At 69.3% G+C, this 14,157-nt stretch carries 11 protein-coding genes; 5 read left to right on the forward strand and 6 right to left on the reverse strand.

Translation table 11 applies throughout. The features are described from left to right. Positions 1 to 111: 111 nt before the first annotated feature. From N536_RS0116465 to N536_RS41555, 4 genes are all read left to right on the forward strand, one after another. On the forward strand, positions 112 to 729 hold the full coding sequence (locus N536_RS0116465) for a glycosyltransferase (protein WP_029114601.1): 618 nt from the start codon (positions 112 to 114) through the stop codon (positions 727 to 729). Positions 730 to 792: 63 nt separating this feature from the next. Next, the gene (locus N536_RS0116470) at positions 793 to 1,419 is read left to right on the forward strand and encodes a M15 family metallopeptidase (protein WP_231514554.1); all 627 of its coding nucleotides are present in this window, start codon (positions 793 to 795) and stop codon (positions 1,417 to 1,419) included. A 256-nt stretch (positions 1,420 to 1,675) separates the two neighbouring features. Continuing rightward, the gene (locus N536_RS43350; RefSeq protein WP_255358459.1) at positions 1,676 to 1,798 is read left to right on the forward strand and encodes a hypothetical protein; all 123 of its coding nucleotides are present in this window, start codon (positions 1,676 to 1,678) and stop codon (positions 1,796 to 1,798) included. Positions 1,799 to 2,046: 248 nt separating this feature from the next. Then, positions 2,047 to 4,308 carry a lipase family protein gene (locus tag N536_RS41555; protein ID WP_051574553.1) on the forward strand — a complete coding sequence of 754 codons (2,262 nt, stop codon included), beginning with the start codon at positions 2,047 to 2,049 and terminating at the stop codon, positions 4,306 to 4,308. A 4-nt stretch (positions 4,309 to 4,312) separates the two neighbouring features. Here the strand turns inward: N536_RS41555 and N536_RS0116485 are convergent, their stop codons facing one another. Together N536_RS0116485 and N536_RS0116490 are read right to left on the reverse strand one after the other, a co-directional pair. After that, positions 4,313 to 6,994, reverse strand: a complete 2,682-nt coding sequence (locus tag N536_RS0116485) for a hypothetical protein (RefSeq protein ID WP_029114603.1) — start codon at positions 6,992 to 6,994, stop codon at positions 4,313 to 4,315. A gap of 265 nt (positions 6,995 to 7,259) precedes the next feature. Next, on the reverse strand, positions 7,260 to 7,763 hold the full coding sequence (locus N536_RS0116490) for a DUF4189 domain-containing protein (protein WP_155948623.1): 504 nt from the start codon (positions 7,761 to 7,763) through the stop codon (positions 7,260 to 7,262). 114 nt (positions 7,764 to 7,877) lie between these two features. Here N536_RS0116490 and N536_RS0116495 point away from each other — a divergent pair, with 114 nt between their 5' ends. Then, on the forward strand, positions 7,878 to 8,630 hold the full coding sequence (locus N536_RS0116495; RefSeq protein ID WP_029114605.1) for an enoyl-CoA hydratase: 753 nt from the start codon (positions 7,878 to 7,880) through the stop codon (positions 8,628 to 8,630). A gap of 84 nt (positions 8,631 to 8,714) precedes the next feature. Here N536_RS0116495 and N536_RS0116500 read toward each other — a convergent pair whose 3' ends face one another. The 4 genes from N536_RS0116500 to N536_RS0116515 all read right to left on the reverse strand — a co-directional run bounded on the left by N536_RS0116500 (position 8,715) and on the right by N536_RS0116515 (position 14,065). Continuing rightward, the gene (locus tag N536_RS0116500; protein ID WP_029114606.1) at positions 8,715 to 9,905 is read right to left on the reverse strand and encodes a dihydrolipoamide acetyltransferase family protein; all 1,191 of its coding nucleotides are present in this window, start codon (positions 9,903 to 9,905) and stop codon (positions 8,715 to 8,717) included. Next, positions 9,902 to 10,918 (reverse strand): alpha-ketoacid dehydrogenase subunit beta, encoded by a 1,017-nt coding sequence (locus tag N536_RS0116505; protein WP_197040162.1) that lies wholly within the window; start codon positions 10,916 to 10,918, stop codon positions 9,902 to 9,904. Before N536_RS0116505 ends, N536_RS0116500 begins: the two co-directional genes overlap by 4 nt. 28 nt (positions 10,919 to 10,946) lie before the next feature. Beyond that, entirely contained in the window at positions 10,947 to 12,047 is a 1,101-nt protein-coding gene (gene pdhA / locus N536_RS0116510) for a pyruvate dehydrogenase (acetyl-transferring) E1 component subunit alpha (protein WP_029114608.1), read from the reverse strand. 266 nt (positions 12,048 to 12,313) lie between these two features. Further along, positions 12,314 to 14,065 carry a sigma-54-dependent Fis family transcriptional regulator gene (locus N536_RS0116515; RefSeq protein WP_029114609.1) on the reverse strand — a complete coding sequence of 584 codons (1,752 nt, stop codon included), beginning with the start codon at positions 14,063 to 14,065 and terminating at the stop codon, positions 12,314 to 12,316. Positions 14,066 to 14,157 lie beyond the last annotated feature (92 nt).

Below are 14,157 nucleotides of genomic sequence, written 5' to 3' on the forward strand. Positions count from 1 at the left end.
GACACGGGCCGCCGTCGTGGCGAGGGTAGATGCCATGCACAAAGTCACGTCACGTCCCCCGGCTGGAGCCATGGAAGTTTCGCAGAAGTCGAGCGGTCGATGAGCCGCCGGGTGGGAGGTCCCAGTTCGCTGATCAACCGGCAGCACCGCGTGCGGACCGACGGCTCCGCATCCACTCAGTCGTGGATCGGCTTGCCCGACCTCGCGATCGTCGTCGCCATCGGACCGTTCGATGACGTTGCGCACGCCGAGAACCTGGCTGCCACGTTCGTCGCGGTGCAGCAGACCTGTCGGACGCAGCTGGTGATGGTGGGCACGGGTGCCGGTCGTCACGTCGTCGCGCACCACGCGGTCGAGCACGAGCTGGAAACCCGGCTGCTCGTGATCGACGAATGCGGTGGACGGCGGCGGTCGCGCCTGCTCGCGGGGGCGGACCTCGTCATTCCGGCGCCGGCGTCGTCTCCCAGCGCGCTCGTCGAGGTGATGGCCGCGGGACGAGCACTGGTCGCGCCCGCGGGCCCGGCAACCGCCCTGCTGGTAATGCCGTGCAGCGGTGGCCTGCTCTACCGGCCCGGAGACGCCTCGGCGATGACCGCCGCCGTGTCGCGGCTGCTCACCGAGACCGAACTCCGACGCCAAATGGGCATCCGCGCAAGGCAAGCCGCACAGCGCCTACCCGTGAAGACCGTCATCCAGCAGTGGCCGCACGACGGACGGCAATACGCCTGATTCGACGCTCGGCCCATCGTCCGTTCCGGCGAGCCCGTCGGCCATTGACCTACCCTGAACACCGTGACACATCGGTTGTTCGTCGACGCCGCGCTGGCCGCGGCAGGCACAGTGCTTGCCGTGACCGCGTGCGGCTGCTCGACGACGGTGACTTCGGGACTGGCGGCGGCCGAGCCGACGACCGTCGCACCCGCCACTGGGGACGAGACGCCCTCGGGCGCAGAGCCGCTGTCCATCGGCACGGGCGCGACCGACTCGTGGAGTGGCTACCTCCCGGATGGCATGACGCTCAGCCCCTTCGACACCTCGAGTCAGGTGCTCGCACTACTGGATCCATTGCTGCTCAAGGCGATTCAGGACGCCGCCCGTAGTGCCCAGTCGCAGGGCATTGACATCACGATCACGTCCGGCTGGCGGTCGAAGGGCTTCCAGCAGCGCCTGTTCGACGACGCGGTCCGCCGTTATGGCAGCGTTGAGGTCGCGGGGCAATTCGTCGCGTCGCCCGACGTGTCCAGGCACGTCGTCGGCGAAGCGATCGACATCGCGGGCGAGGGTGCATCGGCCTGGCTCATCCGCAACGGCCCGCGATTCGGCCTGTGCCAGATCTACGCCAACGAGAACTGGCACTTCGAACTGGCTGCCGACGGTGAAGGCAGATGCCCGCCGCTGCGCCCGAACGCAGCAGGCTAGACCGGAGCCACGGGCATGGTGACCGCAGCTGCCGGTGACTACTGGAACCACGACACCGCCTACCACCCCCGATCGTGGGCATCGCAGCCAAACACCACGGCGACGTGCTCGACGTGACTCGCTGGCGCCGGGCGGCGAGATTGCGGTCGTTGGCCCGGCAGCAAACAAATCGATATGGGACGGGATGTTGTCGGCGTGCTGCGTTCCCGCCGTCATGGTGGCCGATCGGTGACACCGGGACACGCCCGACATTGGCGTGACCCGTGCCGCGCCGCAGGAGTCTCTTGGTGAAATCCGCCGCGACGCCGCCGAAGTGCTTCCTGGCGCGGTGATCCGACGCGGGCTGTACTACCACTACCTCTTGCGGTGGTCCAGCTAACCCGCTGAGGCCACCAATCACACGCGGGAAACGACACGCGAACCTCCGATTTCAGCAAACAATTTGACGTCGACGCAATTTCCCTTACGATGGCGTCAATTGCCTCTCCATCGGTGTGCCGCTGTGCACGACGTGGAGTAGCGCCTCATGGTGCTGGCCAGCGCGGGCCGGGCGCGGAGCCAGCGGGAGACGAATTGTCACGTCATCGATCTGCCTCGACGCGCCCGTTGGTCCCCCTGCGCCGCTGGATGCACTCGCCCAAGGCGCGGTGGCTCGCCGTGGTCAGCAGCGTGCTGGTGCTGCTCGGCGTCGGCGAATATCGCACGGGACCCGACGCCTTGGCAGGCGTGCCGAACTCCACCACCGCGGCCACCCTCGACGCCTCCAGACCCGGCAGCATCGTCAGCGTGTCGCCGCTGCGCTCCGTGGCACCGGAGATCGAGGCGGTCAGCGCGCGATCGGTCCGCGTAGTCTACCGCTCGACGGACGGCCGCACCGGAAGCCCGACTCCCGTGTCGGGTTCGGTGTTCGAGCCGAAGGGCACCGCGCCGCAAGGTGGTTGGCCCGTCGTCGCGATAGGGCACCGCGGATCCGGCATCGACGAGGACTGCGCCCCGTCGTTGTCGACGACACTGCTCGGCGAGGCGCCGCTCGTCGCCACCCTGCTCCAACGCGGTTATGCCGTGTCGCTCACCGACTATCAGGGGCTCGGCGTACCCGGCACCGTGCACGGGTATCTCGACGCCGCCACCGCGGGACGCAACGTCATCGACTCGGTCCGCGCCCTGCGCGGCATCTTTCCGAACGTCTCGACGCGGTGGGCCACGGTCGGCACCGCCCAGGGTGGCGGTGCCGCATGGGCGGCGGACCAACAGGCCGCGGGCTACGCCGCGGATCTCCAGTTGGTAGGGGCAATTGCCTTGTCCCCCATCACCGATGCCAGCGGGCTTGTGGACAGCGCTCAGAACGGCACGCTCACCGTGGGGCAACGCACCACGCTGCTATGGTCGCTCGCCTCATTGAGCCGCCTGCATCCGGACCTCGATCTCGACGACTACCGCCACGGCGTAGCCGCTCGGCAATGGGACGCACTGACGGCTTGTTCGGGCGCGCTGGTTCACAAGGGCAGCGTTGCGGCGAGAAACCTCGGCCCACGAGATCTCGCGCCGTCGACGGTTGAGTCGGCCGACACGCTGCGAGCCCTGATGCGCCAGTTCGCGATCACCGATCAGCCGCTGACGGCACCTCTCTCGGTGGTCTACGACGCCGACGCCACCGCCGCGGAGTATCGGTGGACCATGAATTCGATCAACCGCGCGTGCGGCGCCGGCGGCACGATCGCGTGGCGCGTGCAGCGCGGTGACGACGGTGCAAGCACTCCGCCCGACCAGATCGATTGGCTGGCAGAACGATTCGCGGGGACGCCCGCGGCCAACCTCTGCAACTCCGGGTCGGTGAGCGGTCCGGCGGCGGGCACGGTGCTACGCACCGAGGAGATCCCGGACGTCGCCGCCTCTCTTCCACCGGGTTCTCACGCCGCCCGGGTGCTGTACGGATCGACCCGCGCCGACACCGGTGCCGCGACGGTGGTCTCTGGAACGGTCTTCGCACCGGCAGGCACAGCTCCACCGGGCGGTTGGCCCGTCATCGCATACGGCCACGGCACCACCGGCATCTACGAACAGTGCGCGCCGTCACTGTCCAGCACCCTGCTGGAGCAGGCGTCCGCGGTAGGCGGGCTACTCCAAGCCGGTTACGCCGTCGCGTTCGCCGACTACGAGGGACTCGGTGCGCCAGGCGTGCACCCCTATTTGGACTCGCGCACGGCAGGACTCAACGTCATCGATTCCGTGCGAGCCCTCCGCGCGACGTTCCCCGAGGTCTCTGGACGATGGGCCGCCATCGGGCACTCGCAAGGCGGGGCAGCGGTATGGGCGGCCGATGAACAAGTCGGCACGTACGCGCCCGAACTCGATCTCGTCGGGGCGGTCGCACTGGCGCCGGCGGCGGACGTGACGGGCATCGTCGACAAGGCCGTCGAGGGCACGCTGACACCCGAACAGCTCGCCACGCTCCAGACACTGCTCACCTCCATGGAACGGGTGCACCCGGAGTTCGACGCCGACGACTTCCGCCGTGGGACCGCGGTCGAGAACTGGGGACTCGTCGGCCCATGCGTTGCCTCGGTACCGGACAGCGTTCAGACGGGCGAGATCGCTTCGGCGCCAACGCAAGCCGCCGACCAACTGCATTCGATTCTGCAGCGCTGGGCATTGCCACAACGCCAGCTGTCCGCGCCGCTGTCCATCGTCTACGGCACTGCCGATCAGTACGTCGACCAACAGTGGACCACCGACGCCATCGCCCGCTCGTGCGCACTTGGCGATTCGATGAACTTCCGCTTGCAACCCGGGAAGGGTCACGCCGACCTGGACTGGATCGGCCAGCTCTATTGGCTCCGGGACCGCTTTCAGGCCGTGCCGATCACGAGCGACTGCCCGGCGCCCTAGCCCGTCACCAGTCGTCACGACCCGTCGGGCTCGTCGGCGCCATGACCGCCAACGGATCGTTGGGGTGAGCCGGCGCCGACCACGTAGGGCCGGCGCAGACCATGTCCTGTGGCAGCGAGATCTGGGTGGGCAACGGCACCCCGAAGCCGCTCACCGCGGGCAGATTCAAAGCCGGCATGGCGAACAACCCGCCACCTCCGCCCGCACCGGGCGCCGCGAGCGTCGGTTGCGGCAGGAATTCGGCGGCCAGGGCCGCAGCTCCCGTGAGCGGAGCGATGACCTCGCCGGGAACGGCCTGCGCCGCGCCGGCCAAGGGGGCGCCGATCAATCCCGACGCGACGGCCGGGACACCCATCGCGGCCGCGGCAGGCGCACCAACCGCGGCTGCAGCAGGGGCACCAACGGTGGCCGCGGCCGGCGCCGCTGCCGCCGCGGCGACCGGGACAGCCGCACCGCCACCGCCACCGGCTCCGCCACCACCGGCACCGCCACCACCACCTCCGGCTCCGCCACCACCGCCACCACCGCCACCACCGGCACCGCCACCTCCGACTCCCGCGCCGCCACCGCCTGCCGGGCCACCGCCAACCGCGGCTTCGGCCGCCGGCGCACCGGCCGCGCCGCCACCGGTCGAGCCAAGCTGCGCGGCGTCTGCCATTGGCACGGCGGCGGCCTCCTGCCCGCCCGTGCCGGCCGCTTGCCGTAGCGCGTCATCCGACGACGACGCGGCGAGCTCTTGGGCGTTTGATACATCGACACCTGCCTGGCCCGAGCCGCCCGCTTGGCCCGAGGCGTCACCTCTCTCGAGTTCCGCCGCCGCACGGGCAGCGTCTTCCTCGAGTCGGGCCGCTGCCAAGCCATCACCCGCGTCGGCGGCCGACGACGCCTGCTCCACCCCTGCCGCCGCCAGGCCCTGCTCGGCACCAGCGGCGCCAGCGGCCCCGGCACCCGATCCACCGCCGCCACCGGCACCACCGGCGCCAGCGCCCGATCCACCGGCTGCGGCGGTGACGGCATCGACCGCCGAACCGCCGCCCGCACCCGGCAGCCCCGCCGCAGAGCCACCCTCGAGCGCACCGGCCGCCGGCACTCCGGCTGCCGCGGCAGCGCTGTCCGCCACGGCGGCGCCCTCGGCCACGCCGGAAGCGGTAGCGAGTCCCGCGGACGCAGCGTCGGCGGCGCCGACAGCCGCAGTTCCGGCCTGCGCGGCGCCACCACCCGCTGCTGCGGCTTGTGCGGCGCCACCGCCGACAGCCCCGGCCTGCGCGGCGCTCGGTAGGGCGCTCAACGCCGCGGACGGGAGTCCCAGCGGAACCGTGCCCGCGGCCGGTGGTGCGATCGACGGCACGCTGAACCCGGGCAGGCTCATCCCGGGAAGTCCGCCGACCGCAGCCGTGCCTGGCGCACCGGCCGTCACCGCACTGGCGGCGGGTGCACCGCCGGTGATGGCGCCCGAATTACCCGCAGCCACCTGTACCGGCACCTCGACCGCGCCGGAGTTTCCCGCGGCCACCTGCACCGGCACCTCGACGCCACCGGAATTGCCCGCGGCCACCTGAACCGGCACCTCGACACCACCCGAATTGCCCGCAGCCACCTGAACCGGCACCTCCACCGCGCCCGAATTACCGGCAGCCACCTGAACCGGCACCTCGTCCGCCGCGGGAGCGCCGGCATCGACGACGGCCGCCGTCGGCACACCAGCCGCGGCGGACTCACCGACGGGCACCGCGGCCGCGGCCGCGTCACCACCGGCGGCACCGCCGGGAACGGCAGCAAGCGCTTCAGCCGGGACGGCCCCAACGCCGTTTCCACCCGCGGTCGATGCCACGTCGGCTGCACCCGCGGCGGGAACTCCGACGCCCGCGTTCGCCGCGACGGGAGCCGCCACGTTCTGCGCGCCGCCGCCCTGTCCCGCCGCGTCCCGCAGCATGTCGGCGTCGACCGACCCGTCGGACTGTGCTCCTTCCAGACCGTCTGCACCCCCACCGCCTTGGCCGGCACCGCCCGAGACGCCCGCATCCCGAATCACATCGCCCGATTCATGGCCGGCGTCGGCCAAGCCGGCGTTGTCATGAACGTCGCCCACTGCCGTCGCCGAACCTGCATCGGCCTGTTGACCACCACCGACCCCGGCGGCGTCCTGCAACACACCAGCCGCGTTCACACCCCCGGCACCGCCACCGGCAGCGCCACCACCAGCTGCAGCCCCACCGGCCGCGCCACCTGCGGCTGCCCCGCCACCGGCGACACCACCGCCTGCGGCACCACTGTTGACGGCGGCCGCATTCGAGGCAACACCATTGGCCGCGGCAATGCCGTTCGCCGCCGTGATGCCGTTCGCCACCGTGGCACCACCGCCCGCAGCACCGTTGGCAGCCGCACCACTCGCGGCAACGCCATTGGCCGCCGCGGCGCCACCTTGCACCGCACTACTGGCCGGAGGAATCACGACCGGTGCGGGCGGCGACACGGCGCCGGTGAGAATCGAGGTGGCACTCTGCATCGACGCCGGGACGTTCGCCGGCGCCGCCGCCAACTGCTGCATCATTCCCAGACACGGCACGCCAGGAGGCGATTGGCTCGCCGGTTCCGCCAGTGCTGCGGAGCTGAGCGCGAAAAGCGGCGAGCACATCGCCGCGAGCGCCATGGTGGTGACGGCGACGCGATTGGTCGTCCTTGACATATTCTCCCCAGCCCTTCTCGGTTCAAGGCCGAAGGTAAGTCCCAGCGATGTAATTTGCCGATGCGACAATAACGGGGTTACCGATCCGATACGAAGGCGATCCGTGCCCGTGACCTCATGCGAGAGGCATTGGCGCGCAATTTATTTCACATGGTGAAGAACATTCGATGGATGGATCGCGCGATGGTGCCCTCGATTTGGCGTGCCGAATCGCGCGATCGGCCCGCCACCCAACGAGGTGGCGGGCCGACTCGGCGCTGCGGACTCAGGTCCCCGACAGCTGACCGATGTGCCCGGTGAACGACAAGGCCGAACCGCCGTTCGAGCACGCCACCGTCGCGATGCGATAGCCGGCAGTGGACTGAAGGGCCGCGGTCTGCGAGCTGATCACGGTCGGACCCTGGCCGGCGTGCCACAGCTCCCAGGCGAGCGGGTTGACGGCGAGAGCGGTGCACTTGCTCTCGGCAATGTCGGTCACCAGGCACTGGCTCCCGCCCGCGCTCTGGCAGGCACTGAGCGCGTTGAGGCGGGCGCCGTCTCGTGTCGGCGCATTCACCCAGGTGGCCCAGACTCCGGTCTCCGCCGACAAGGCGATGGCCGAGTATTGCGTCGGGCTCGCTACTTGAGCCGGGGCACTCGGCTTTCCCGGGAGGGTGGGGACGATTGGACGCGCATTGGCGGTCGCGGCGCCCAGGCCGCCGGCGGCGACGGCGCCGGCAGCGATCAGCAGGGTGGCGGCGGTGATCCGACGGCGGGTGGTGGTGCTCATGATGGTCTCCTTCAGGTCTTCGCGGCCCGGTCGGGCTGCGTTCACCTGTTAGGAGTGAGTGGTCGCACCGATTCCCTCAGTTTTGGTGAAACGAACCTTCACTACGCTGAGTGCGTGTCCGACCTGGTTCTCACGAGCATCGATGATCGCGTCGCGCTCATCACCATCAACGATCCCGACCGCCGCAACGCGGTGACGGCCGAGATCTCGGCAGCGCTTCGCGCGGCTGTCGACGCCGTCGAGGATGACCCGGATGTACATGCCGTGATAGTCACCGGCGCCGGCAAGGCGTTTTGCGCGGGCGCCAATCTCACCGCGCTGGGCGCCGCGGCCGAGGATGGCCTACGCGTGATCTACGACGGCTTTCTCGCCCTCGCGCAGTGCTCACTACCGACCATCGCGGCGGTCAACGGCCCCGCCGTCGGCGCCGGACTCAACTTGGCGCTCGCGGCCGACGTGCGCATCGCAGGGCCGGGCGCCTTGTTCGATCCCCGGTTCCAGAAGCTCGGAATCCATCCCGGCGGCGGCGCGACGTGGATGCTGCAGCGCGCGGTCGGCCCGCAGGTGGCACGGGCGTCGCTGCTGTTCGGCATGCGGTTCGACGCGGACGCGGCGGTGCGACATGGGTTGGCCCTGCAGGTCGCCGACGACCCGGTGGCGGCCGCGCGCGAACTCGCCGCGGGCCCCGCCTCGGCGCCGCGCGACGTCGTGCTCGCAACGAAGGCCTCCATGCGGGCGACCGCCAATCCGGGCACCGTCGACACCGAGCAGCACCGGATCGCCGTCGACGTGGAGATCGGTCCGCAGGCGGCGTCCATCGAGTCCCCCGAGTTCGCCGCGCGATTGGCCGCCGCCAAACAGCGTTAACCCCCTCTCGCCCAGGGGCGATTTGTGCACTCGCGGTTGCTGCGCGCGCCACTGCCGGTGCACAAATCGCGAGGGAAGAGAGGGTCAGAGGTCGAGCAGGGCCAGGTCGGGCGTCTCGATGAGATTCCGCAATTCGCCGAGGAACGCGGCGACTTGGGAGCCGTCGGCGACGCGGTGATCGAATGCGCACGTCAGCGTCATGGTCGGGCGGGCGACCACGGCGCCGTCCACCACGACGGCACGCTCCTTGAGCGATCCCATCCCGAGGATGGCGGCTTCGGGATGGTTGATCACCGGAACGCCCTCGTCGAGGCCCAGCGCGCCGAAGTTCGACACCGTGAACGTCGAGCCTTGCAGCTCAACGGGTTTGATCGTGCCGGCCCGCGCGTCGGCCACCAGGCGCGTGACCGCATCCGCGAGCTCGCGGGTGGTCTTGGCCTGGGCGTTGGACACGACGGGTACCAGCAGGCCACGCGGCGCAGCCACGCCGATGCCGAGGTGCACGCTCGGATGGACGTGGACGCGTGGGCCGTCGATGGTGTCCATCCACGTGGAGTTCAGGATCGGGTGATGCTGAAGCGCAATCGTCAACAACCGCAACGTCAGAACGAACGGCGTGATCGGCTCCGCACTTACCTTGGACAGCCGGTCGCGCAGTGCCAACAAAGCCGAACAGTCCACCTGAACGGAGGCATGTGCGTCGGGAATCTCTCTGCGCGACAACGCCATCCGCCGAGCCATCTCGGTCTGCACGCCACCGACGGGCATCGAATCGGTCGACGAGCCGGACACCGCGCCCAGTACGTCGTCGCGGGTGATCACACCGCCGGGGCCCGAACCCGGTGCGATGGCGGTGATGTCGACGTTGAGGTCGGCGGCCAGCTTGCGCACCGGCGGCTTCGCCCGCGGGCGGCGCCGTGAATCGTCCATCGCGTCGTCGGTGCCGTAGCCGACGAGCACGGGCTTGCGGGCCGGCACGGCGGTGTCATCCCCGGCTGGCGCCGCGCTTGCCTGGACTGCACCCACTGCCGTCGCGATGCGTACCAGAGTGGAGCCAACCGCCAATGTTTCCCCTTCGGCGCCACCGAGTTCCACGACACGGCCGGCATACGGGCTGGGGATCTCGACCTCTGCCTTGTTGGTCTCCACGGTGCACAGCGTCTGGTTGAGCTCCACCTGATCGCCGACGGATACCAGCCAGGCGGTGACGGTTGCTTCCTCCAGCCCCTCGCCGAGGTCCGGTACCAGGAAGTCCCGTATGCCGTCGGCGCTCATGGCTGGCTCATCGCCTTCTCGACGCAATCCAGCAGTCGATCCACGCCAGGCAACCAGAGTTTCTCCAGCCGAGCCGGCGGGTAGGGCGTGTCAAAACCCGTGGCACGCAACACCGGAGCCTCGAGATCGTAGAAGAGCTCCTCGGAGATGCGCGCGGCCAACTCCGCACCGAAGCCGAGCGTGCGCGGACCCTCGTGCATCACCACGGCCCGGCCCGTCTTGCGCACCGACGCCGCGATGGTGTCGAAGTCGAGCGGATTGAGCGACCGCAGGTCGACGACCTCGAGCCCGTAGTGGGCCGACTCGGCAGCGCTCAGCGCGGTCGAGACCAGAGAACCGTAGGTGAGCACCGTGACGTCGTCACCAGCCCGCCGGATCGCGGCCCGTCCGATGGGCTCACCGGGCACCGACGTGTCGACGGTCTCACGACCCCAGTACCGCCGCTTGGGTTCCAGGAAGATCACCGGATCCCGGTCGGCAATGGCGTACCGCAGCAGCCAGTACGCGTCCGACGGCGTCGACGGCACCACCACCTTCAAGCCGGCGGTGTGCAGCCAATAGGTCTCGGTCGACTCCGAATGATGTTCGACCGCACCGATTCCGCCGAACGACGGGATCCGGATCGTCACCGGCATGTCGACGTCGCCGCGGGTCCGCATCCGGTACTTCGCCAGGTGACTGACGATCTGGTCGAACGCGGGCGCAGCGAAACCGTCGAACTGGATCTCGGGCACCGGTACGAACCCGCGGATCGCCATCCCGATGGCGATGCCGATGATCGCGGACTCCGCCAGCGGCGTATCGAAACATCGCCCGTCGCCGAAGGTTTCGGCCAGCCCCTCGGTGACCCGGAACACGCCGCCGAGCCTGGCGACGTCTTCGCCGAACACCAGCACCCGGTCGTCGGCGGCCATGGCGTCGTGCAACGCCTGGTTGATCGCACGCGCCATGGTCGAATCGGCGACGGCGGGCACCGTCGTCAGGAACGGCTCCGGGTTGTCGTCTCCGTGCATCGGTAGTCGCTCGATGATCTGTGTCATCTCACCCCTCCTTCGCCAATTCGGTTGCCAGCTCGTCGCGTTGACGCATCAGCTCGGGGGTGATGTCGTGATACACCGTGTCGAATACCTCGGCGACGTCGACGTCGGGCGTGTTGATCACCGCGTCGCGCAGCTCGGACCGCAGCCGTTGCGACCTGGCCGCGGTGCGCTCCTCGAGCCGCTCGGTCCAGCCACCCGTGGTGTGCAGGTACGTCCGATATCGGTCGATCGGATCCCGTGCCCGCCAATGTCGTACGTCGTCGTCGCTGCGGTAGCGCGTCGGGTCGTCGGACGTGGTGTGCGGTCCCATCCGATACGTGACCGCCTCGATCAACGTCGGCCCGCCGCCGCTGCGCGCCCGTTGCGCGGCCTCCGCCATCACCGCGTAGCAGGCCAGGACGTCGTTGCCGTCCACCCGAATTCCCGGCATCCCGTAGCCGATGGCCCGGTGCGCGATCGACGGGCCCGCCAACTGGTGAGCCACCGGTGTCGAGATGGCCCACTGATTGTTCTGCACGAAGAAGACGCACGGCGCGGCGAAAACCGTCGCCAAGTTGAGCGCCTCGTGGACGTCACCCTCCGACGTCGCCCCGTCGCCGAGGAACGCCACGGTCACCGAGTCCTCGCCGAGCCGCTGAGCGGCCATCGCCGCGCCGACCGCGTGCAGACCCTGGGTGCCGATCTGAACGGCTATGGGTGCACAGCACTTCTTGGTGAAGCCCAGCCCGCCGTGCCAGCGGCCACGCCAGACCGCGGCCATCTGCGCAGGCGTGATCCCGCGGAGCAGGAACGCACCGATCTCGCGGTACTGCGGAAACAGCCAGTCGGTCTTGCGCAGGCATGCCGCAGCCCCGATCTGGGCGGCCTCCTGACCGCGGCAGGAGGCGAACAGGGCCAGTTCGCCCTGCCGCTGCAGGTTCACGAACTCGGTGTCGAGCTCGCGGGTGACGACCATGCTCTCGTAGAGCCAGCCCAGAGTCTCGGGCGGGAGGTCTCTTCGGTATCGGGTTTCGGCCGTGGGCGTGCCGTCCGGCGCGATGAGTTGAATCGGCTCCAACTCGACGCCGATGGGCGTCGAGGGTGCCTGAATGGACCCGGCCATACCGCCTCCTAGGGTCACTGACGGCATGTTGCGCCGTCAGGCGACTGAGGTGCTCAGCACCGAGGTGGTCAGGGCGAGGGCCCTCTGGTGTGAGGGCTCTCCGCTAGCTGCCGGGGTGTGGCGCTAGCTGGACGATGCGCTCTGCTCGCCGCAGTACTGGGGCTCCCACCATTATGCCGTGACCTGGACCACGAGCGCATGAACCGCTCGGCGTTTCAGGCACCTGCTTGCGAAGTGCCAGGCCCCCGCCACGAGCGTCCGTGGCATCACGCAATACCGAAGTCCTTGATCTTGCGGTAGATCGTGGCTCGGGACATGCCCAGCGCCTCGGCGGCATCGGCCTTGCTGCCGTCGTTCTCCGAGAGGCTGCGGACGATGGCGTCGCGCTCCAGCGCCTCCATTCGGGTGAGCTTGCGGCGAGCCAGCGAACTGCACTCGGCGGGCAGCTTGTCGACTCCGATCACGCCCGATCGCTGTCGCCCGACCGTCTCTGCCAACACACCGCGCAACTGCGCAACGTTGCCCGGCCACGGCAGCTTGCCGAGTTGCCGCATCGCCTCGCCGTCCATGCGCACCTCGCCGCGCGTCAACTCAGTGAGCAGCATGGGAACGAGGTCTTCGAGGTCCTCGATCCGGTGGCGCAGCGCGGGAACCGTCACGGTGTGGGTGAAGAAGGGCAGCACGAGCATGTCCACCAGCGGTGAGTTTCGCTCGGTACTCGTGGTCGCTGCGATCCAGCCGCGACCAGCCCGCGTCTGCATCACGGCGGCCAGCGGCTCCAGCACTTCGTCGGCGAGGCCGTCGACATCGGCGACGATGACGGCGAAGTCGTCATCATCCGTCTCCGCCTCGAATTCGGCGACGAAATCCTCTGCGGTGTCGAAGGACTCGGCCCGCAAGACACGGATCGTGCGCTCGGGGCTGACGTACTGCGCGACCGATTGGCCAAGCCGTGTCCTTCCTGAACCACGCTCGCCCTCGATCACCACCCACTCCCGATCACGGACGCAGCGTTCTACCTGCTGACAGCTCCGCCGGAAGGAGCTGCTTCGGCCGGCCAATCGTGGGATCGGCCGACCCGCACGCGCCGGAGTCCGCTCGGTGACGTGCAGTGACACGTGCAACACGACGCTGTCACTGCGGACGCGAACCGCGATGCGTTCGGCAGTCGACAACTTCACCGACGTGCCGCTGGGCAGGGTGGCCACCACCGTCGTCGCCAACGACGACCGTGTCATCTCCGAGGCGTGGTCCAGAAGGGCAGTCTGATCGGCGGCGTTCAGGGCCTGTCGGAGGTAGGGATTCATGAGCACGACGTCGCCGCCGATCGCCAGAACGCCGGCCGGATACCGGCGGCTCTGCTTGAGGTAGGCGTCGAGCAATGCGGTCTCGGTCTCGTTGTTCATCGCGCAGATGCGATCCTCGATCTGGCTCCCTGCGCTCTTGGCGAGCACGAAGAGCAACGGATCCGCCTGCTTCGCCCAGCAGGTCAGATCGATCACGCCAAGGATCCGCCGGGTAACGGGCTCCCGGATGGGCGCCCCCGCACAGGCAAGGCGCCCCAGTGTTCCGACGTAATGCTCACTGCCCTGGATGAACGCCGGCTTTCCGGTCTCCAGCGTGGTACCGATGCCGTTCGTGCCTGCGAACTGCTCGGCGTAGCTGTAGCCCCTGGCTAGACGGACGTCGTCGAGCATCCGCTCGATCTTGGCGTCGGCCGCGATCCTGTCGAGGATTAGTCCGTCGGCGGAGGTCAGGACGACGCTCACGGCTTGGGCCGAGAGATCCTCGGCAATCCGGCGCAGCACCGGTGCAGCTGCGTGGGTGAGCGGGGTGTCGGTGTCGGGCTCGCGCACGAAGGGCAACTCCACCCGGTCGGGATGTACGTGCAGGTCGCGCGAGCGGCGCCATGAACTGAGCACGGCGGGCGCGACGGTATCGGCACTCAGCGCGCCTGCCGTGAGGAACTGTTCCCTCGCACGCCGGGCACCGACCGCTGTGTCGGCGTCTTTGACCATGGTGGCTGTACCTCGGTCCTGAAGGGCTACCACCGGCAGCGTAGGCACGCCGACCGACCGCGGCGTCTCAATTTGAGAATCCGAGTGCCAAT

Origin of the sequence: Mycobacterium sp. URHB0044 (assembly GCF_000620625.1) — a bacterium.
Classification (GTDB): domain Bacteria; phylum Actinomycetota; class Actinomycetes; order Mycobacteriales; family Mycobacteriaceae; genus Mycobacterium.